This window comes from Paraburkholderia sp. SEWSISQ10-3 4 (assembly GCF_030464785.1).
Taxonomy (GTDB): Bacteria; Pseudomonadota; Gammaproteobacteria; order Burkholderiales; family Burkholderiaceae; genus Paraburkholderia; species Paraburkholderia aspalathi.
In genome coordinates this window covers 49865-71250 of sequence record NZ_JALPRI010000020.1, presented here as the reverse complement: position 1 = coordinate 71250, position 21386 = coordinate 49865, and the positions used below count along the sequence as shown (strand labels likewise).

The window sequence follows — 21386 nt, the reverse complement described above, 5'->3', positions numbered from 1 at the left end:
CGAATCAGCTCCACTAGTTGCTGAATCGCGTACCGACACACATACTGCGCGCTCGCGCCCCCTTGCAATGTCAGGCCTCAGTTCCCTTGGCGGGTACTCCGGTGGTGTAGCTGGAATATCCGTAGGCGGCGTACGCTTTCCCGTAGCGACCTGGTCTCGACATCGCGTCGTTGAAAATGACACCGCGAATCGGCACACCGATCTGCTCGAACCTGCGCGTCGACTCGCGCAGTTCCTCCACCGTTGTCACGCCGTGTCGTGCAATCACGAACACCATTCCCGCAATCGAAGCCACAATGCCTGAATCGGCAACCGGCAGAATAGGCGGCGCGTCGATCAGGACCACGTCGTATTCGCTGTCTACCTGCTGGGCGAACGCGAGGAAGTTCCGATGCTTGAGAATTTCGCTTGCGTTCTGTATGTATCCTCCGTTCGCGATGAAATCGACACCTGGCAGAATGCCGCGGTGTACAGCATCTTCGAACGTCTTGTCACGCGTCACGATATTGGTAATGCCAGGGCTGCATGGAACTCCAAGATATTGGTGCAACGTGCCCCTTCTCAGATCAGCATCGACCAGCAGCACACGTTGCCCCGACGCCCCGATCAACGCCGCGAGATTAACCGAGACGAATGACTTGCCCACGATGGGCGTCGGCCCGGCGAGCAAGACAATCCGGTTAGGTGCGTCGACGAGAGCAAACTCAAGCGCGCTTCTGAAGCTTCGCAGACTTTCGATCGCTGCATCGCCCGCCGCTGCGTGCGCCAGCACAAGATTTGAATCGGTGTTGCGTAGAAGACTACGGGCCAACGTTTCCTGTACTCTGCTGCGAGGAATCGTCGCGTACACGGACAGCCCCGTGCCGGTTTCAATTTCGTTCTGAATGGTGACGCCGTCAAAGAGCCTTCGCTTGAGCAATACCAACACGACGCTCGCGAACAGGCCCGCCATCAAGGCTCCGATAATCGCAAGCACGCGTTTCGGCCGAATCGGACTATCCGGCACGATAGCGGTATCTACCAATCGCACATTCGACACCTTCCCCGCTTTGAGAAGACGCAGTTGCTCACGGGTGTTCAAGAGGTTCGTGTAGATGGAGGTATCCACCTGAACCTCTCTCTGCAGCCGCAGCAGGCTCTGCTCCATCGGCGGCAGTTGCTTGGTCACGGAAGCAATGCCTCCAACCTCCCTCTGAGCCTCGCTCAATTGGTCGTTGACGGCGATCACTGCCGGGTTTTCCGATGTGTACCGCGCGAGAAGCAACGCTCGCTGCTGCTCAAGGTCGGCGACCTTGCTTTTCGCCTGGGTCGACCGTTGCAGAAGCGCGGCTGCTTCCGCGCTAAGATCCACTGTCCCGTTCTTCGCCCGAAATGCGTTGAACTCGCTTTCCGCGACCTCCAGTTTGGACTTCAGTTCAGGCAATTGAGCATCGAGAAATGTGATCGACTTCTGTGCCTCTTCCTGAGTACGCAAGACATTTTGCCGAACATACGCCGCACCGATCGCATCGAGAATAGCGCTGATCTTTTTCGGATCGGTGCCCTCCAGAGCTACGCCGATCACATCAGATTCCTTACCTTTCTCCGAAATCAACAAGCCCGATTGCACACGCTGAATCGCAGCAAGCTCCGAAGTCCGAACAAGTTCAAAACCGACGCCCGGCTTTCCGACGATCTGGTCCACGAGGAGATCAACTGGCCCTTCGGCCGTTTCAGCGTGCAACAGTTCACCGACGCGCCCGGGCAACTCGATGCTTTTGTACTTCAGCAAATAGTTGCCGTTCTTGTGCAGTGTCAGGATAAATGTCACGCCTTGCAGTGCATCGGGCACATCGAATTTCGAAACGCTGATCCGCTCATAACCCCATGCATAGCCGCCCATGCCGGAGTGGGCCAGATCACTCAGGTGGCCAGCAATCCACCGGCCGACTACCGGAAAATACCGCGGCGTCGCGCTGAGGCTGAGTTGCGCACTGGTCACGGCTCCCGCGATCACCAGTCTGGAGCGCAACACCTCGATCTCGGCCGAAGCAGCCGTCTTGACAGCGAACATCGACTTCACGTCACCCAAGGCGTCCTTGGCGGCATTCGGATTCTCCTGAACCTGGATCAGAATATCGGCCTGATACACCGGCGCCGCGAGCAGTGCATAAGCCGCACCCATAAAAAGAAAGCACGCGGTGATCAGCGCGATCATGCCGCGGTTCTGATACAGGACGTCCAGAAAGACGCCAAGATGGTCCGCCTGTTCGGGGACTACATCTATGGTATTAATTGACGGGTCATGGTAATTCATGTGCCTTCTCCCCTATTCCCAAACGTTCCGGCAACGCCTGCTTTCGCCATCGCTCTGCCGGATGCACTGCCGCCAGGCCAAACAGATTTTTGTTTCATTAGTAACCGATGGCCCGGCCAGCAGCTGCCGCCTGTGTACTTGGCACAATCAAACCGATCACGCGGCTCCACCTGACAAGTGCAGATGCATCGACAAACACCACGTCATTTGGCTTTAGCTCAAAGCCATCCGCAGTTGCCATCGCAGCCGGAGACCCGGCATTCAGGTGAAAGACCACCGGCTTACCCACGTCGCGCCCGCGCACGACAAAGACCTGCGACGCATCTCCCGAGGTTTGACTGATGCCGCCGGCGTCACCTAGCGCTTCGTTCAAACTCATTCGACCGTTGTTGAACGTCAAACTCCCCGGACGTTGGACTTCGCCAAAAACGTACACTTTCGTGTCGGTCTGCGCGAAGACGCGCACCATATCGCCTCTGCGCAGTTCGATGTTGTCGGGGTTCACGCCCTTTGCAATCATGCCGGGGATATCAACATTCACGGTCTTGTCGCCACGCGTAATTGCGACCATCGACCTGTCCGCGGTAGGCGTAAATCCTCCGGCACGATTGATGGCTTCGGGCAAGGTCATCGGCATGTCGTTGAGAACCTGCACGCCGGGATTCCTGATTGCGCCGTCCAGATAGATCCGCTTGCTTCGATAAGTCTCAATCCGCAACGTCACCTGAGGTTGGCGCACGTAACGGCTGAGCTTTTGGGCCAGCAGATCACGCGCCTCCATTTCGGTGAGCCCTGCCACCTTGAGTGGACCGATATAGGCATACTGGATCATGCCACCCGAGTCGACTGTATAGCCCGAGGTCATCGAACCTGCGCTGTTCGCTTCAGGTCCGGCGGACGGCGAGGAGCCCGGCATATTCAGCTCAGGGTGATCCCATACGACAATGCTCAATATGTCGCCGGCCCCTAACGTGTATGGCGCTGGCTTCGCGAACAATTGCGTGACTTCGTCAGGCACCGCCTTCGAGCGTTCGGCGCGTTCCTTTTCAACCAGATCGTCGGTGATTTCGATCAGGCTGCCCGTGGGGACCGCATCCACACCCTTACCCGGGTGAGCGTCTGCCGTCGCGCGCACGCTGCTGCTGGCGAGACCGCTGCCCCCCTCCGCTTGTCCCGGACCAGACGTTCCGGATGGGGGACTGAATGACATCCCCGGTGACCATGCACACCCTGCCAGGCATACCGCCAGCGCAGCGCCGGTGACCGCAGTCCTGACCTGTTGTCGGCAGCTTGCAGCACGAGTTCGCCTGAATGAATCGTGCACCGGGTCTGCTCGCTCTTCAACCAATACATTTGACTCTTGCGCGTTCGTGGTCCTTTCCGAACCCAACTTGTTGCGTAACATCATCGCTACTCCCTCTGTCGCGCGTCCAACCTGATGCCCCCGTTGCAACGCGCACATCACTATGTAGAATTTTTTCTTACTTTTTGCTGGCGATACCCAGCCGCCCCACGCCGCCCGGCCTTATAGCCTTCGATCAACCCGTCACCTCCGATTCAGTACGCGCCACTCCCCTTGAAGACCACCTTGAAAGTCCTAAAAAGAATGGCGACGTCCCGGAGCAACGACCAGTTCTTCACATAGGCGACATCCAGGGACACCCGCGTCGCGTAGTCCGTCGTACTGCGGCCGCTGACCTGCCACAGGCCTGTTATGCCGGGTTTGGCCATCAGGTAGTACATGACGTTTGTTCCATAGCGCTCCAGTTCCTGGTCGATGATAGGGCGCGGTCCGACCAGGCTCATATCGCCGCGCATCACGTTCCATAACTGCGGCAACTCATCCAGACTGGTACGGCGTAGAAACCGGCCGATACGGGTGACCCGCACGTCGTTCTTGAGCTTGAAATCACGTTCCCACTCGGCACGCGCCTGCGGATCGTTTTCAATCAAGGTCTTGAGCACCTGGTCTGCGTTCACAACCATCGAACGGAACTTTAGGCAACGAAATTTCTTCCCTTTATGCCCCACACGGACGTGTCCGAACACGGCCGGGCCTCCATCGCTCAACACGACCGCCGCGAGCAAAACGAGGACCGGCAGCAGCGCGACTATCAACAACGCACTGACCACGACGTCAAAGCTGCGCTTGACGACCTTTCGTACGGCTCCAGCGCTGTCCAGGCCATATTCGCGGGGCGTCGTATCGATTTCGGCATCGAAGCCCGAAGTGCCGGCGAGCCGAAGTCCCGCGAAACGGGCAAGTTTGAATTCGCCGAAGATGAGCGTATGCGAGCCGAGCAGGGATATGCCGGTCGTGAGCGTCCAATAGAGGAACCACTGCAACGGCAACTGGTTCTCACGATGAATTGCATAGAGCAACCCAAGGCCGCAGAGCTGGACAGCGAGCCACGCGAATGCAGTGCGGCTCGCAAGGCCGAACACCGCCCGCGTACGCCGCGCAGGGTAGGTTCCGCAAGCCGGAAACACGGACAGAGCAAGGGCAGCAACGAACGCGACGAGCGACGGATCAAGCTCGTGTGGATGACCCACTTGCGGCAGGTTCAAGTGCAACGCGCCAAACGCACCCAGTACGATCAGTGCGATGTCGGTCAATCGATGGACTAGTACTGACATTTCTGTTACCCCAGACCTTAACGTTCCCCGCGACGATCACTCCCGACTCATCGCCGCCCACGGCTGCCTGATTTCCGTCGAACCGGCCGTAGGACCAGCAACGGAAATCTCGCCTCCCGCATCGCTAGCGGCGGGACGCACTCTGTCGTCCGCGCCGATATATCTCTTCGACCGCCACCGTGTCGATCGCGAACGGCAGCCTGCCCAGGGTTTCGACTCGTCTATGCGCGCCCAGCGCGGAGGGAGTCTGCACCTTGGTCCGATGTGCATTTCGTGTCGCTTCACGTCACGGTCTTATCCACTTGATAAGCAGTACTTCAGTCCACAGCAATACGCTACGCCCTCGACCGGATACATTCCGTGCGGCATCACACCAATCAGGTTGTTTAGACGAAGTTCGCATTTTGGATGAGTAACATCATGAAAGCCGGCGGGCGACTTAAATCCAAAGCGCCGTGGCAGAAGCCTGGCGCTCGCCCAAAAAAAAAGGCGATGCGGGCAAACTATCCCTTATTATTATTTTTATTAGTCATGCGAATTAATATTGTTTATATATAGCGAAAACACATTTCCCACTTCGCACCGTCGATTCTCTATATTTAGCGAGATCTCATAGAAATGCGCCGACGTCCGTTCGAAAACGCGCAGCTAGCGCCTTTGCCACTTTCTTGCTAATCGCACGGCGCCCCGCGAGAATATCGCTGACCACCGTTGGCGAGGCGATATCCGCCAGGTCCTTTTGCTTGAGACCATGCGTTTCCAGCAGGTGGCGTAGCACTTCACGTGGTTCTGCACTGGGGAGAACTACATGACGAGTTTCCCAGCAGTCGATCAGAGCGGACAGAACGCCGAGCAGATCCACCAGCGGATTGCCCGTGTCACCCTGGGGATATTTCGTCAGGGCATTCGCGAGTTGCGTCATCTCCTCGTATTCCTGCTCGGTACGAATGGGTTTGATAGACACCTTGCTCTGCAACGCAGCCCAAGCTTCTGCGATGTCAGGGACCTGGCCCAAAAGGCGATCGGCATTCATATTCTTTGAATTCTCCTTTTGAGAAGATCGTATTCTTTCGGTGTTGGGTAATCCAGCCATGCCGTAACGCGACTCCCCCGCAGTGATGCCGTGCCGCTCTGTCATAACTCCATCTCCGCAAGTAACGGCAATTGCTATTGCTCATCTCTCAATTTATTTAGTAAGACGAATTTTTAACAATTCAAAATCACTTTTATCAATCCAACCCGTTTGGCGTGATCGGCGCACAGTGCTCGAAGATGTCGAGCCGATCGGATGGATCGGCATTTCGATATTTCTCGACTATCTGTTTGCGCACGCCTTCTGCTTCTGCTGACGCCATGAGCCAGTCGGCGGCAATCGTCACTTTCACGATGTCGCCCTACGCGCAGCAGTCCAACTCCACGAAACCGAGTTTAAAAGGAGTGTCGTCAGCAGTGCGTGCGCGCGGCCACACTCCGCAATCGAGAAACGGCCAAAAGTGCGTGCTCGTCGATCAGCCGCCAAGGTCTGACACTGTTCGCAGCCCCGGATAGCACGCCATGGTCACAGTCGAGCGAAACCAGCGCAGCATGTGGGCCGCAACCAGAACGTCAAATAACGGGGGCAACAAACGGATCGGGGGCCTGCGCGCACAAGAGAGCACGGGCCGACGACCGGGAAGGTAGGCAGCGCCAGGCGGCGGAGACATTGGGGTTGCGCGCTCGCGCCACCAGGCGAATATGTAGTGAGCCCGAACGCTCGGAGGGCGGAGCCGGATCACGGCACCGAGGCAGCAACAGCCGCCGGAGACATAAGACAAGGCATCGCACCGCGCTCGACGCCGTGCGATGCCTTGAATACGCAGCGTTAACTGAGGGCGTAGCGAATCGCCTCTACGCCTGCATCAGTGCCGAGCAGACACAGATTCGCTCCGCGTTCTGCGAACAGGCCAACGGTCACGACGCCCGGCCATGCATTGATCTGTGCTTCGAGTGCACGCGGATCGGCGATCTTCAGACCTTTGATGTCGAGGATCTCGTTGCCGTTGTCCGTAATAAACGGTGCACCGTCCTTCGTCACGCGCAGGACCGGCACGCCGCCAAGCGCCGTCACGCGGCGGCCAATCGCGGTACGCGCCATCGGCACGACTTCGATCGGCAGTGGGAAGTTGCCGAGCGTGTCGACCAGCTTGCTCGCATCGACGATGCAGACGAATACGTCCGACACCGACGCGACGATCTTTTCGCGCGTCAGCGCGCCGCCGCCGCCCTTGATCATCGCGCCGCTGCGGTCGATCTCGTCGGCACCGTCGACATACACCGGCAACGTTTCGATCTCGTTCAGATCGAGCACCTTGAAGCCGTGCGATTGCAAACGTGCGGTAGTGGCGAGCGAGCTCGACACCGCGCCACGATAGCGGGTCTTGCTGGCGGCCAGCGCGTCGATGAAACAGTTCGCGGTGGAGCCGGTGCCGACGCCGATCACGGAGCCTTCCGGCACGTTGGCGTTCACATAGTCGGCGGCGGCCTGGCCGACCAGTTGCTTGAGTTCGTCTTGGGTCATGGGGAATGCAGGCGAGCAGTAAAAACGACAAGTTTACCGGAGTTTACTTCTTCACCGAGCGCTGACGCACCGCTTCGAACAGACAAACACCGCTCGCCACGGACACGTTCAGGCTTTCGACCGTACCCGCCATCGGAATCTGCATGACCACGTCGCAGGTATCGCGTGTGAGGCGGCGCATGCCCTCGCCTTCGGCGCCCATCACCAGTGCGACCGGGCCGTCGAGTTCGGTCTCGTAGAGGCTCTTGGTGGCCTCGCCGGCGGTACCGACCACCCACACGCCCGCGTCCTTCAACTCACGCAGCGCACGCGCCAGATTCGTGACGGTGATGTACGGCACGGTGTCGGCCGCGCCGCTCGCCACCTTCGCAGCGGTCGCGTTCAAACCCACTGCGCGGTCACGCGGCGCGATCACCGCGTGCGCGCCGGCCGCATCGGCCACGCGCAGGCAGGCGCCGAGGTTGTGAGGATCGGTCACACCGTCCAGCACGAGAATCAACGGCGAACCGTTGATGCCGTCGAGCAGTTCGGCCAGATTCTGCGCGAGCGGCATATCGCCCGCACGCGCCACCACGCCCTGGTGCCGCTCGGTATGCGAGAGGCCCCACAGACGCGTTTCGTCGGCGGCGATCAGATGCACGCCGGCTTCTTTCGCCGCGTGCAGGAACTCGGTCATGCGACGGTCTTTGCGCGTGGCGTCGTAGTAAACCTCTTCGACCGTCGACGCATCGTGCCGCATACGTGCGGTCACTGCGTGGAAACCGTATAGAACCTTGAGACGTGACATGACTGACAAACCTTTGATTGAGCGCGCCCTGAAAGCGCGCTGCTGTGATGAATGCGAACCTGCTTACTGTGCTGCCTGAGTAGCGTGTCTCGCTACCTGACTTGATTGCGATGAAACGAAGACCGCGCGCAACCGGTACGTTTCTACGTACCCGATGCGCGCGGTTCAAGCCGTCAAACGACTTCAGCGCTTCTTGCGGGCCTGCGGTTTCGAGGCCGACTTGGCCGGCGCGCCGCCGTGTTTCTTCGCTGCACCGCGTGCCGCGCGCGCTTCCTTGACGGCTGCGGTTTGCGCCGGCGCTGCCTTCTTGCGCCGGCCGCCCGGCGCTGCCGCGCCGCCTGCACTGCTATCCGCCGGCGGCAACGAACGCACGCGTGCGCCGCCGCTTTCGCCGGATGTCTTGTCGGCAAGAGCCGGACGACTCGCCGGCGGCTTGATCGGCGTATCGCGCACGAGGCGGAAGTCGATCTTGCGCGCATCGAGATCGACGCGGCTCACCTGCACCCGCACCCGATCCGACAGGCGATAACGAATCCCGGTACGCTCGCCGCGCAACTCGTTCTTGATCTCGTCGTACTGGAAGTAGTCCGAGCCCAGTTCGGTAACGTGCACGAGGCCTTCAATGAAGAGCGAATCGAGTTGCACGAAAATGCCGAACGACGTCACACCGTTCACCATGCCGCCGTACTCTTCGCCGAGCTTGTCGCGCATGAAGTAGCACTTGAGCCAGGCTTCCACGTCGCGCGATGCTTCATCCGCGCGGCGTTCGTTCGCCGAGCAATGCAGACCGAGTTCTTCCCAGATCGCCACGTCTTTCGACTTGTTGCGAACGCCGTGTTTTTCCTCATCGGCCTGCTGCATTGCTCGGGCACGCGGCGACAGCGCCGTGTTCAACTCGACGCCTTGCGGCGGCTCCGGCTGATACTTGCGGCCTTGCAGAATCGCGTAGATCGCGCGGTGCGTGAGCAGGTCGGGATAGCGGCGAATCGGGCTCGTGAAGTGCGCGTACGCTTCGTACGCGAGACCGAAGTGGCCGATGTTGTCCGGACTATAGACAGCCTGTTGCATCGAGCGCAGCAGCATGGTCTGCAACATCTGCGCGTCCGGCCGCTCGCGGATCTGCGCCATCAGCGCGGCGTAATCGCTGGCGTGCGGCTTGTCGCCACCGGCGAGCGAAAGGCCCATACCGCGCAGGAAGGTGCGCAGGTTCTCGAGCTTCTCGGCGGTCGGCCCGGCGTGCACGCGGAACAGACCCGGGTGCTTGTTGCGCTTGAGGAAGTCGGCCGCGCAGACGTTCGCGGCCAGCATGCATTCCTCGATCAGCTTGTGTGCGTCGTTGCGGGTGCGCGGAATGATCTGTTCGATCTTGCCCTGCGCATTGCAGACGATGTACGTCTCGGTCGTATCGAAGTCGATCGCACCGCGCTTCTGGCGCGCGGCGAACAGCGACTTGTAGACGCCATACAGATTCTGCAGTTGCGGCAGCAAGGCGGCGCGACGCGCGGCCTCCGGGCCCTTGGTGTTTTTCAGCACCGCGGCCACTTCCGTATAGGTCAGCCGCGCCGCCGAGTGCATCACGCCCGGATAGAACTGATACGCCTTCACTTCGCCGCGCGCGGTGACGATCATGTCGCACACCAGCACGCAACGGTCGACGTTCGGGTTCAGCGAGCACAAACCGTTCGACAGCTTTTCCGGCAGCATCGGAATCACGCGGCGCGGGAAGTACACCGAGGTGCTGCGTTCCAGCGCGTCGGCGTCGAGACCGCTCTTCGGATGCACATAGTGCGAGACGTCCGCGATCGCGACGATCAGGCGGAAGCCTTCGCCACGGCCGACTTGAACCGGCTCGCAATACACCGCGTCGTCGAAGTCGCGGGCATCTTCACCGTCGATCGTGACGAGCGGCACGTCGCGCAGATCGATGCGATGACGCGCATCGACCGGCCGGACTTCGTCGGGGAGCCGCGCGGCTTCGTCGAGCGCCGACTGGCTGAATTCGTGCGGCACACCGTACTTGCGCACCGCGATTTCGATTTCCATGCCGGGGTCGTCGATATCGCCGAGCACTTCCACCACGCGGCCGAGCGGCTGCGAGTGACGGCTCGGGAAATCGGTGAGCTCGACCACCACCACCTGGCCGACCTTGGCCTTCTTGGTGTTCTGCGCGATCAGGATGTCATGGCCGATGCGCTTGTCTTCAGGCGCGACGATCAGTGCGCCGTTCTCGTTGAGCAGGCGGCCGATCACGCGCTTGTTGGCGCGGTCCGTGACTTCGACGATATGCCCTTCCGGCCTGCCGCGGCGGTCATAGCCGACAATGCGCGCGAGCACGCGATCGTTGTGCATGACCTTCTGCATTTCGCCGGTGGGCAGGAACAGATCGTCCTGACCGTCGTCGCGAATGAGAAAACCGTAGCCGTCACGATGGCCCTGGACGCGGCCCGCAACGAAGTTCGACGGATGGGTCAGCTGATAGAGATTGCGCTGATCGAGCCGGATCTGGCCGTCGCGCTCCATGGCGCCTAAGCGCTTGAAAAATCCTTCGCGCTCCTGGCGCTTGATCGACAGGGCTTCGGCGATGTCGTTCGCGGCAAGCGGCGCTTCACTCGTGCGCAGGACGCCCAGGATTTCTTCGCGGCTCGGGATCGGATACGGGAATTTGCTCAAGGGCTTGTCGATGATTTTTTCTCGTTGCATGGACGTCGGTCGGCGATGTGGCTGGGCTTAAGAGGCGCTTGGGTTGCGCTTAAGTTGCACTTGCGATTGCACTGGAATGACTGCTCGGGTCCGGCTCGTTCAAGTCTGAGTCCGACGGGCGTGTGCACCGTGCCAACGAACTACTGCGAGGCATTCTAACACCCGTCTTGTGCGCCAAGCGGCCCGTCAATAGTCGCTGTGAGGCGCACGCAGGCTCGCTGCGGCGATGTTTAAGCGAGTTTTGAGAAACGCTTGACAGCCCTGAATCTGTCGCTATAATGGCGTTCTTTGCTGTTCATCACCTGCCCAGGTGGCGAAATTGGTAGACGCACTAGGTTCAGGTCCTAGCGGTGGCAACACTGTGGAGGTTCGAGTCCTCTCTTGGGCACCAGATTCAAAAGTAAAGCCGCCTGATGTTTCGCATCGGCGGCTTTACTTTTTGTGTGAGGCTATGTGGTCCGATTCTGGTTTTTCGGTCGGATCATGTGGTTGGCAGGACGGTTGCGTCAACGTGAGTTGGCGGTGATTGAGCAGTGAAGTTTCGCTTCGCTGCACGACACAACCGGGCGGTCGATGAAGCGATAGTCAGTTTGGATGTAGGGATTGACACGCTGCATCAGCGCGCTAAAATAGCGGTCTAGCTTGAAGATGTGCCCAGGTGGCGGAATTGGTAGACGCACTAGGTTCAGGTCCTAGCGGTGGCAACACCGTGGAGGTTCGAGTCCTCTCCTGGGCACCAACAGTTGTTCCGGCTTAGTTCAAACTCAAGCCGAAGAAGTCCGAGAAACCCCGTAAGATCAAAGTCTTACGGGGTTTTTTGTTTTCTACAGATCCCTTGCGTTCCACTGACATCAACGATTTTTGCGTATGCACGGAATCGAAGCGCCCGTCTCGCAGCTTTCGCGCACTCGATTTAGTAGTCGTGCCGATGTGGAACCAGCATTGATGCTCGACCACACACGTACGCTCTCCGCGGCAGTCTCCTCCTTTAAGGCATCGGCGATTGATTGAAATGCGTCAATCCTGGTAACCGCCCGGCCGTCAGACGGTGCAAGTCACCCGTTTGTGGCGGTACGTTGCGGCGGCATCGTGTAGAAGGCATGCATGGCGTGCCAGATACGGTGGCGGTTGATGCCAAGCACCGCAACGTGGGCGACGCCCTTGATCTCACAGAACTGTTTGTCTTTGTTCGGCAGTTGCGAGAAGAAATCGAGTAATTCAGCATCCGTCGCGTTGCCATCGTGTTCGGCTCTCGTCATGCAAACGGAACACTGAAGCTTTTTGGGGTCGACCATCGGCATGTGGATCGCCATGTCGACATAGGTTCCGTTCGGCGTCCGGTTCACCAGCTTCAGCTCGTAGTCACCCAAGGCTTTCGGTATTGCCGGGTCGACTGTCGACGGATCATCGCGCGAAAAAATGGCGTCGAAGCTCGCTTGCGAGGTCGGCCGGAAGTTGCTGGCCGTAAGCTTCGCAATGTTCGCACGCCGCTTCATGATCTCGGGCGCGCCCTCGCCGGTATAGGTGAACGCATCGAGCACCATGCGGTCGACCCGCTCCGGCTCTTCCATTGCAAAGACACCGAGACGGATCGAGCCAGACGACTGGCCGTAGAACATGACCTTCTTCTGTCCGGTAACTTGCTCGACAACCGGCAGCGCGGCTTTCAAATCATCGACGCCAGATCTGATATCTGAGTTCGATTCGGTCTTGGAGGAGCGGCCATAATTCTCGTGATCCATGGTCCAGACGTCAAAGCCGTATCTTGCGAACTCGTCCATGAACGAGTAGTTCGGCAATCCGGGGACCTGCAGGTCGAAACCGCCCCGCCCCGAGAACGACGAGCCATGCACCAGGAACAATACCGGCTTCGGGCCCGCATCTGCGTTTGCGCCGTCTGCGAGGCGCTTGCGGTACAGGTATAGTTTCACCGCGCCTTTTTGCGCCCAGTGATCTTCGGCAATGATCTGCATGGTGGCAGCGCTGGCGCTTACCGGCATCACAGTCGTCGTGATCAACGTCACTGCTGCGCCTTGCAAAAAACGACGTCGCTGCAAGGCGTTCTGCTTTTCGGTCACATTGTTCATATCATTCATTCTGATTTCCCATGACTGTCCAACAATATTGAAGGTTCTCTGGTATTGCCGATTGATGGAATGAGCAATCAACTGCCAAGTCGAACCGACACACTCACAAAGCAGGACACACAGCGCTCCGATCCATCACGCCAACGCCGGCCCGTCGATCAGGCTGCCGCTCAGGTCAGTTTCCCCGGGAGTGGCTTCGCCCTATTCCCGCGCGACACCTGCCGCTAGGTAGTGACCTGACGAATCACATTTCGGATCATGCCGATCCGATCGATTTCGGTTTCCATCACATCGCCAGGTTTGAGGAACTCCGGCGGGTTACGAGCGGCGCCGATGCCTGATGGTGTCCCCGTTGCAATGATGTCGCCGGGCTCGAGCGTCAGACCCAGAGACAGCTCTTCGATGATGCGCGGCACCTTGAAATACATCTGGCTGGTATTGATTTGCTGCTTCACCACACCGTTCACGCGCGTCGTCAGTTGCAGGTTGGTGTAGTCGATGTCGCTGGCGGGAATGATCCAGGGGCCAATCGGACCGTGACCGTCCAGGCTCTTGCCCTTGAACCATTGGCCGCCATGATCGACCTGCATGTCCCGCGCAGTCGTGTCGTTGATTACGGCATAGCCGAACACATACTGCATCGCGTCGGCTTCCGCGATGTTATGGCCACGCTTGCCAATAATGACCGCCAATTCGCCCTCCCAATCGATCTTCACGGACACCGATGGATTAAAGGGGATGGGGTCAAAGGGACCGTTGATGGTATGCGTGCCCTTGGTAAAGAACACCGGGTGCTTCGGCAGAGCTGCCTGCTTCGCGGTCAGACTCTCGCCAAAATGCTCCAGATAGTTCCAGCCGACAGCGTAGACGTTGCGGGCAGGCACCGGGATCGGCGCGAGTAGCCGCACGCCGTCAAGTGACGCATGCGCTCGCCCGGAGGCCGCGCATCGACGCGCCTGCGCGACGGCATCGGGCCCGGCGGCTATCAACGAGACCATGCTCGCCGGGTCGAAGGCCAGCGTCATACCTAACTCACGAGCAGTCGCGCCAACGTCGATTACCATGCCCTGCGCCGTCACCACTCCAAGGCGCGGCGCTTTTGCGGCAGCATGTTGATAGGTCACCAGCCGCAACGCATCGCCAGCCAGTCCCGAGTCTGCGGGAACCTTGATTGCTACAGGAGTCGCTCCAGCCCAAGTGGTTACCGCCGAACTGAGGGCGAACCCCGTGCCTATTTTAAGGAGAGTGCGACGCGATTTGTCCAAGATCGTTCCTTTGGAGTAGTAGGCCTGAATAACAGTGCGTGGCAAGCCTGGCAACGTAGGGTCAACGCGGTCAGCTTCCAGCTAGTTCGCCTGTGAAACAGCGTCGAATCCATTCGCTTTCAATGACGCCTGCACTGCCGGTCCGGTGAGATAAGAGAGCAGCTTTTTTGCCAACGCCGGTGACCCGCTGTTGGCGCCGATACCCACTGCGTAGGTCGTCTTGAGCTGCAGGTCCTCTGGAATAGGCCCGACGAGTGTGACGCCATGAACGGGCTTGATTTCGCTGATCTGCCCCAGTCCGACGGATACTTCGCCCCGCGCCATGGCCTCCATAGCCGTTTGTCCTTCGGCGTAGTACTTGATCCGGGCGTCTACCCGGTCACCGATCCCAAGGCGGTCAATCAGTTTGGCGAGATAGATGCCCGACGTCGCTCCAGTTGCCGGGTCGGCCATACCGATCGATGGAGCGTCGAGCAAGACCTGCGCGAACGCCTGGTCATCCCCGATCGAGGGCACAGCGGTGCCGGTCTTGACCGCCATACCGAGTCGCACGCGAGCGAGGTCTTTTTCCGACCCCTCCAGCACCAGATGACGCTCGACCAGATTGGCGAGCGGCGTGGGAGGAACAATGACGAGATCGAAAGCTTCGCCCGACACTGCCCGATCGTGCACCTGGCCTGCGGTGCCATAGATCAATCGGACATGGTCGCCACTCGCCGCAAAGTATTGCTCTGGCAGTTTCTCAAGAGCGCCCTTCAGCGCGGCCGCCGAAAAAACTACCAGATCCGCTGCGTGAGCCGGCTGAACCCCCGCGAGCAGCACGCCGATCAAAAATCCCGCTTTGACTTTCACGAGAACTGTCCTCACGATTAGCCTCATTGAGTACTGTAGACGCCGATGCAACCACCGCACGGACCACCTGTCTTAGGAAGCGGTACAAACACGTGCCCATTCACGTCGCTCGTGGCAACCGAGTGGGCATTACCGCCCGTCGGGATGCTCTGCAAGAGCGTGTTGGTCCTGGCGTCGATCACGCCCAGAACCGGACCATTCGGCATCTGCCGGCCGCTAATGTAGTACTGCCCGTTTTTGGCGCTATAAGCCACTTCGTCAGCTGCGCCCATATCGGGGACCGAGGCGACAACTGCCCCGCTATCTCCGTTGACGATCAGCGTAACGGGCTTGAGCGTCGATTTCTTGCCGCCGGCGTTGCAACCGATCACCAGGTTCTTTCCCGGCCCGCGTGCCAGCCCGGCAGGTGTGCAGTCGGAAACCTTCATGACATTCGTGACTTCGCCCTTGAGCGGATCGATCATGGCGATTCCGCCCGTTGACTTGTCGCCCTTGATCTCTGGAACCGTCATCAGGAAGATGCTTTTCGGTGCGTAATAGATCGGCTGCTCGATTCCGTCGGTCGCGTCATTGAAGACGATCTTTTTGAGGATCTTATGTCCCGGCCTGGTCGAGATCAACGTCACGAAAGGAGGATCATCCGCATCGTTGGTGACGATAAAGATATGGTGCCTGGGATCGTATGCCATCTCGTCAGCGCGGTTTTTCCCGCCCGTCTTGATCGTATCGACGATTGTCTGGGACTTGAGGTCGATGACCTTGACCGAGCTGTCCCCATCGCCGGCCCAGGCTTCTTTGCCAATGACCAGGACGCCGTTAGGCCCTGCCGTATCGTTGTCCTTGTCGAAGCCGACAAAACCGGGGATCTGGCCGACTACCTTCTCTGTGGCTCCGTCAACAATATCAACGGCCTTGTTGCTTCGGTCGGCCAGGTAATACCGATTTGTCTTCTGGTCGACATAACTGATGTCGAACGAATCCAGGGGTGCGCCCGGAACCTGCACTTTGGAAATCATCTTGAGTTCAGCGGCGCCGACATGGCCGGTCAGGACACAAGAAAACACGCTGCCGAGCAGCGCGAGCGACTTTAGCTTGTATGACATCGTCTCGATCCTTTTTGTGTTACTGCCATTACTTGCTTCAGATTTAACAGCCGATTTTTTTGCACGAGTGGTGCCTTGCGGCGGCATCGAAAGAACCCGCTTCCTTCGCGCGTTGCCTGCAAGGTGTTCGTGAATCTCAGGTTCCATTTGCCAGCCGGATAATTTTTCAAGACACGCGTTCCGTCTGAGACGCCGCGGCAGTGACTATCAAAACGCTCGCGGCTTCTGCATGCGTCGTCAGAACTTGTGGGTAATGCCCATCATAAAAGCGACCTGATTTGGCGTGCTTGAGCTGGATTCGAGGTCACCCACCGAACCGCCGGCGGCCACGACGCTATTGCCGTCTGCGCTGAAGGTGGTGCCGTGTGCATGCGAGTAACCGCCGATTGCGTAGACGGTCGTACGCTTGGACAAGGAGTATTCCGTGCCTGCCGCAACAGTGTTGTACGTAGCCGAAGAAGCGCCGCTTGATCTCGTATAGGTGTAGCCGACGTTCACCGCAAGCGCTGACGTCACCTGGTAGTCGAGAGATGTGGCTCCGGTATTGAAGGTTTCGGTACGGTTGAATGCCGCGAAGCTTGTATAGGGTTTCCACTGCGCATTGCTGTACCGCACGTTAACGGTAAATAGTCCGATAGCATACTGAGCTGCAACGTGGGTGATCAGCCGTGAACCTACAAACGCGACGCTGCCAAAGAGCGGCGTGACGGAGTTGTTCTGAGTCTGATCGGCCGTGCCCAAACCGCCGGGACCGTCGTTCTTGGCGAAGATATAACCGACGGCTAGTCCCAGGCCGCCGTTGGTGTACGACGCAGCAGCCGAGGAAAGTTCCTGCGAAGATATGTTGCCCGCCACGCCGCCCAAGCCGTACATCAATTCATACTGCAGGCCGCCATAAGTCGGGCTCGTGTACTTGATTGAATTGTCAACCCGGAAGGTATTGTCGTTGTTGTCGGCATCTCCCGGGGTCGTAAACGCGGGACCATAACCGTCGGCCGTAAAGGGTTGAACCAGATCAACCGTCGGATCCAGCTGGCGACCGATCGTGATCGTGCCCAGGGTAGTGCTCGACAGACCCACCCATGCGTTCTTTCCAAACTCGCGGCCACCCTGCCTCAACTTGCCGGTGTTGATGTCAAAGCCGTTTTCCAGGTTGAAAATCGCCTGAAAACCACCACCCAGGTCCTCCTTGCCTTTAATGCCCCACTGGTTGGTGGCCAGGTCAGCACCCTGCATCGTAACCAGGGAGGCGTGACCCACATTGTTGTAGTACGCCAAGGCATCATCAATCTCGCCGTAAAGCGTGACACTGCTTTGGGCTTGGGCGATAGAAGCCGTGGACAGCATGGTCAGGGTAAAACACGAAATTGCGAGACGTCTCATAAAATCTCCAAGATATTATGGGTATAAGAATCCATAAATCCAGTCAGTTAGTAGACCGATTTAATTTGTGAGGAAGTGCCAACGCAAGACGCTGCGGCGCCCGGTGGAACGGATCGGCAGACCAAGCGATTCAAGCAGTGGAAAGCAAGGGATTCGGCTACGTCGATACGCTCTCACGCGCAGTCACGCAGTCATTCAAGGGCCTCCGTTGTCACTGTAATTGTCATCAACAATTACGCAAACAGCGTGCCAGTCTGTGCGACCACTAAGCGATTGATTTAAGGTGCGTTTGCCGTTTGTTCATTCGGCCTGATTGCGGAAAACCAGAAAAACGGCCATTTGATGGCTGGAAATATGGTCAAGGTCTTCCTGCCCCTGATCCAGGCCGCTTTATTTGAACTCCTCGGTACTGATGCCCAAGCGGCGCATCTTGTCGTACAGAGTTTTTTTGGGTACGCCCAAACGCTCGCACGCGACAGCCGCGCGGCCCGAACATCCGCGCAACGCCTCTTCGATCAATTGGCGCTCGAACAGATTAAGTTTGGTCTCAAGCGAGGGTTTCCCGGTATTGTCGTCGCTGCTGGCTGGGTCTACTCGCGTCGGCATACCTAACGTAAAGCGCTCAGCGACGTTACGTAGTTCCCTTACGTTTCCCCCCCATGGTCTCGACATCAGATCGTGCCTTTGCGCTGGCGAGATTTCCGGTATCGGCCTGTTGTATTCAGCCGCAGCCCGTACGACAAAGTGCTCGAACAGGAGGGGGATATCCTCGCGGCGTTCCCGCAGCGGAGGAATCTCAAGCACCATGACGCCTAGCCGGTAATACAAGTCATCGCGAAAGTGGTTTGTTGAAGACAGCGCCAACAGATCCGCCTTGGATCCCGCGACGATCCGGCAATCCATCTCAAGCAGATCGTTGGAGCCGACACGCTCGAACTTTTTCTCCTGCAGCAAGCGCAACAGTTTTACTTGCAGCGACATCTGCATTGTTTCAATCTCGTCGAGAAACAGCGTGCCTCCCCGGGCATACTCAATCTTCCCGATACGCCGCTTGATCGCGCCTGTGAAAGAACCAGCCTCATGGCCGAACACTTCACTTTCGAACAATAGCTCGGGAATACCCGCACAATTGATCGCCGCGAAATTCTTCGCCTTTCGATGCCCGTAATCATGCAGTGAACGGGCGACCAACTCCTTGCCCGTTCCCGTTTCGCCGAGAATCAGTGCATTTGCGTCGGCGTCGGCAAGTTCCAGGATCATTCGGCGCAGGCGTTCGATCGCTGGAGAACGTCCGAGAATCCTTGCTTCTATATTGTCCCGATGCGCAAGTGCCTGACGAACGGTTGCGAGTTCAAGCGTCAGGCGACGTTTTTCGAGCGCGCGCTGCGATACGTCGACGAGTTGTTCCGACGAGTACGGTTTCTCGACAAAATCATAAGCACCGCGGCGCATCGCGTCGACCGCCATCGGGATGTCACCGTGACCAGTCACGAGGATGACCGGCAGCGATGCGTCAGTTCCAACCGTATGCTCCAATAATGCGAGGCCGCTCATGCCAGGCAACCGGAGATCGCTGACCAGAATGCCGGGGAAGCCAAACTCTATATAACGCAGGGCATGTTCGGCCCGCTCGAAGGACTGGACCTCCAGGCCGCTCAAACGAAGTGCTTGTGTGCCGCCAAGGCGCACCGCCGCGTCATCTTCCACAAATAGCACTTTTAGATTATTAGACATTGTCTTCTCACAGTGTGGCCCGTTTTAGCCTGACGGTGAATTCAGTGCCGTCTGGTCTGTTTTTGGCGACCAGGGTGCCTCCGAACTCCTGGATGATGCCGATCGAAATCGTCAAACCCAATCCCAACCCTTCGCCCTTGTCTTTAGTCGTAAAAAACGGCTCGAACAAGTGATTTCGAACCTCGTCCGATATGCCCGTGCCGGTATCGCGCACGCCAATCGAAACGTGATCCGCTTCGTCACAGACGATAATTGTCAGCACGCGCGATCGAGCCAGTCCGTCGATGCCGATTTCGGCCATCGCATCCAGTGCATTACTAATCAGATTGATAAATACCTGCTCAAGACGGTTAGGTTCCGCGATCGCGTATACACTTTCTTCTGGCTCTTCGCGCACTAACTCGACATTGCCGCTGCGAATCCGGGCATCAAGCAGGAAGATGGCGTTGGAAATGGCTGAGCCGATCAGGACCCGTTCGAGGTAAGTGGGCGATTTGCGCGCAAAGCGTTTGAGCTGGCTGGTGATTTTTCCCATGCGTTCGGTCATGTCGCAAATGACTCGCAGGTTTTGACACGCCTCGTCGAATTCAAGCCGCTGCATGAACATCAACGCATTCGAAGACAACGTCCGTAGCGCCGCCAAAGGCTGGTTCAGTTCATGTGTGATGCTTGCGGACATCTGCCCGAGCGCTGCCATTTTTCCGGCCTGGACCAACTCCTGCAATGTCGATTTGAGTACGGTTTCTGCACGCCGGCGCTCCGAAATCTCAAGCTCCAACGTCTTGTTCATTCGATTCAACGCGTCGGTTCGGCGCGCTACTTTGCGTTCAAGTTCCTCATTCATGTGGCGCAGGTTTTCCTTGGCCGCAAGTTCCTGCGCGACGATCCGCCGCCGCTGCAAAAGATACAAAATGAAAACCATCACCAACGTCATCCCCAACCCGACCCCAAGGGCGACGTTCACTGCTGATACTTCTGCGGGCGTGATGTCCGACAGCGTGCTTATCGTCCAGCTTGTATCAGGCACCGCGCGGCTCAACAGCAAAAAACGGGATGTTAGAAAAGCCGGGGCGTGTGGGCTCAAATTGGCCTTAGGCGCGAATCTGGCTATATTGGCCGTGTCCCCTGCCGGCTCTTGCATGATCAAGCCGACCGGTTCCAGTGCGCCCGGCGCATCATATTGATGGTTGGCAATGATCGCCGCGCGCGCCTGCGCCGATAAGACGCCGAGTGACTTGAATCTCCAGCGGTCCTGAGTCGATAGAAAAATAACGCCGTGAATATCGCTGATCGTTGCCGTATCGCCCGCACGTTGCCAAATTTGCTCGATCTTGCTGAGGTTGATCTTGACGGTCGCGATTCCAACGACTTTTCCGCTGGCGTAGATTCGCTCGGCATAGAAGTAGCCAGCTTCCTTGCTTGCGGCCCCTAAGCCGTAGAACGTGCCACTGCCCGTCGAGAGCGCTTCCTGAAAATAAGGTCTGTAGCCGTAGTTAATTCCGACGAAACTGTAGGGCTGGTCCCAGTTACTCGACGCCAGCGTGTTGCCCTGTACATCCATGATGTACAGCGTATCCGAGTGCGCCCCCCGATTGACCGCGGCTAAATATTGGTCGACCCGCCCGGTGAGCGCGGCATCGTTAGGCTCGAGCAACAGTTGCACCACTTCGGGATTGAGGTTCACGAGTGACGGCAAGTAGGCATAGCGTGCCAATTCGCTCTTTAGTGCAGTGTCGTAGATATCGATGCGATGGACCGCCGCTCGGCGAATAGTCTCGATGCCGAGTTGCTCGGCATATTGATAGGACCAGTAGATGCCCGCAACAATGAGCAGCACGACTCCTGCATATCTCTTCAACCATTGCTGAGCATGCACGTGCTGGCAGAGCCAGTTGCGCACTGGCCGATCGCGTACTTCCAGCCTGGGACTAACGCCACCGCGTGGCATAGGCAGCTCTCGCTAATGCGGCGACGCAACAATGCGG

Annotated in this window: 15 protein-coding genes and 2 tRNA genes; 2 read left to right on the top strand and 15 right to left on the bottom strand. The window is 58.3% G+C overall.

Annotated features, from left to right (window positions below; translation table 11 throughout):
- Nucleotides 1-70: 70 nt before the first annotated feature.
- The 8 genes from M0D68_RS28380 to rnr all read right to left on the bottom strand — a co-directional run bounded on the left by M0D68_RS28380 (nucleotide 71) and on the right by rnr (nucleotide 10977).
- Nucleotides 71-2296, bottom strand: coding sequence for a GNVR domain-containing protein (locus tag M0D68_RS28380; RefSeq protein WP_093632537.1), 2226 nt, complete (start codon nucleotides 2294-2296; stop codon nucleotides 71-73).
- Nucleotides 2297-2393: 97 nt separating this feature from the next.
- Nucleotides 2394-3395: a polysaccharide biosynthesis/export family protein gene (locus M0D68_RS28375; protein WP_307857191.1), complete on the bottom strand. Its 1002-nt coding sequence runs from the start codon at nucleotides 3393-3395 to the stop codon at nucleotides 2394-2396.
- A 458-nt stretch (nucleotides 3396-3853) separates the two neighbouring features.
- Complete coding sequence (locus M0D68_RS28370; protein ID WP_093632536.1) at nucleotides 3854-4933, bottom strand: sugar transferase; 1080 nt, start codon at nucleotides 4931-4933, stop codon at nucleotides 3854-3856.
- A 610-nt stretch (nucleotides 4934-5543) separates the two neighbouring features.
- Nucleotides 5544-5966 carry a type II toxin-antitoxin system HigA family antitoxin gene (locus tag M0D68_RS28365; protein ID WP_266226060.1) on the bottom strand — a complete coding sequence of 141 codons (423 nt, stop codon included), beginning with the start codon at nucleotides 5964-5966 and terminating at the stop codon, nucleotides 5544-5546.
- A 196-nt stretch (nucleotides 5967-6162) separates the two neighbouring features.
- Nucleotides 6163-6318, bottom strand: a complete 156-nt coding sequence (locus M0D68_RS28360; protein WP_200654951.1) for a hypothetical protein — start codon at nucleotides 6316-6318, stop codon at nucleotides 6163-6165.
- Between the two features lie 476 nt (nucleotides 6319-6794).
- Nucleotides 6795-7490: a ribose-5-phosphate isomerase RpiA gene (gene rpiA / locus M0D68_RS28355; RefSeq protein WP_266226034.1), complete on the bottom strand. Its 696-nt coding sequence runs from the start codon at nucleotides 7488-7490 to the stop codon at nucleotides 6795-6797.
- 43 nt (nucleotides 7491-7533) lie between these two features.
- A complete protein-coding gene (gene rlmB / locus M0D68_RS28350) occupies nucleotides 7534-8277 on the bottom strand; it encodes a 23S rRNA (guanosine(2251)-2'-O)-methyltransferase RlmB (protein WP_266226032.1) in 744 nt (247 codons plus the stop codon).
- Nucleotides 8278-8460: 183 nt separating this feature from the next.
- A complete protein-coding gene (rnr, locus tag M0D68_RS28345) occupies nucleotides 8461-10977 on the bottom strand; it encodes a ribonuclease R (protein ID WP_200622077.1) in 2517 nt (838 codons plus the stop codon).
- Nucleotides 10978-11281: 304 nt separating this feature from the next.
- On the opposite strand from rnr, the gene M0D68_RS28340 reads away from it, so the two are divergent.
- Together M0D68_RS28340 and M0D68_RS28335 are read left to right on the top strand one after the other, a co-directional pair.
- Nucleotides 11282-11368, top strand: a tRNA-Leu gene (locus M0D68_RS28340).
- A gap of 261 nt (nucleotides 11369-11629) precedes the next feature.
- Nucleotides 11630-11716 (top strand) — tRNA-Leu (locus M0D68_RS28335).
- Nucleotides 11717-12032: 316 nt separating this feature from the next.
- Here the strand turns inward: M0D68_RS28335 and M0D68_RS28330 are convergent.
- From M0D68_RS28330 to M0D68_RS28300, 7 genes are all read right to left on the bottom strand, one after another.
- Entirely contained in the window at nucleotides 12033-13145 is a 1113-nt protein-coding gene (locus M0D68_RS28330) for an alpha/beta fold hydrolase (RefSeq protein WP_266226030.1), read from the bottom strand.
- Between the two features lie 143 nt (nucleotides 13146-13288).
- Nucleotides 13289-14329, bottom strand: coding sequence for a fumarylacetoacetate hydrolase family protein (locus M0D68_RS28325; RefSeq protein ID WP_266226028.1), 1041 nt, complete (start codon nucleotides 14327-14329; stop codon nucleotides 13289-13291).
- Nucleotides 14330-14410: 81 nt separating this feature from the next.
- Nucleotides 14411-15181, bottom strand: a complete 771-nt coding sequence (locus M0D68_RS28320) for a substrate-binding domain-containing protein (protein ID WP_266226027.1) — start codon at nucleotides 15179-15181, stop codon at nucleotides 14411-14413.
- A gap of 23 nt (nucleotides 15182-15204) precedes the next feature.
- Nucleotides 15205-16431, bottom strand: a complete 1227-nt coding sequence (locus M0D68_RS28315) for a YncE family protein (protein ID WP_266226025.1) — start codon at nucleotides 16429-16431, stop codon at nucleotides 15205-15207.
- Nucleotides 16432-16521: 90 nt separating this feature from the next.
- The gene (locus M0D68_RS28310) at nucleotides 16522-17667 is read right to left on the bottom strand and encodes a porin (RefSeq protein WP_200622072.1); all 1146 of its coding nucleotides are present in this window, start codon (nucleotides 17665-17667) and stop codon (nucleotides 16522-16524) included.
- Nucleotides 17668-18057: 390 nt separating this feature from the next.
- Nucleotides 18058-19401: a sigma-54 dependent transcriptional regulator gene (locus M0D68_RS28305; RefSeq protein WP_093632527.1), complete on the bottom strand. Its 1344-nt coding sequence runs from the start codon at nucleotides 19399-19401 to the stop codon at nucleotides 18058-18060.
- Between the two features lie 7 nt (nucleotides 19402-19408).
- Entirely contained in the window at nucleotides 19409-21238 is a 1830-nt protein-coding gene (locus tag M0D68_RS28300; RefSeq protein WP_266226024.1) for an ATP-binding protein, read from the bottom strand.
- Between the last annotated feature and the right edge of the window lie 148 nt (nucleotides 21239-21386).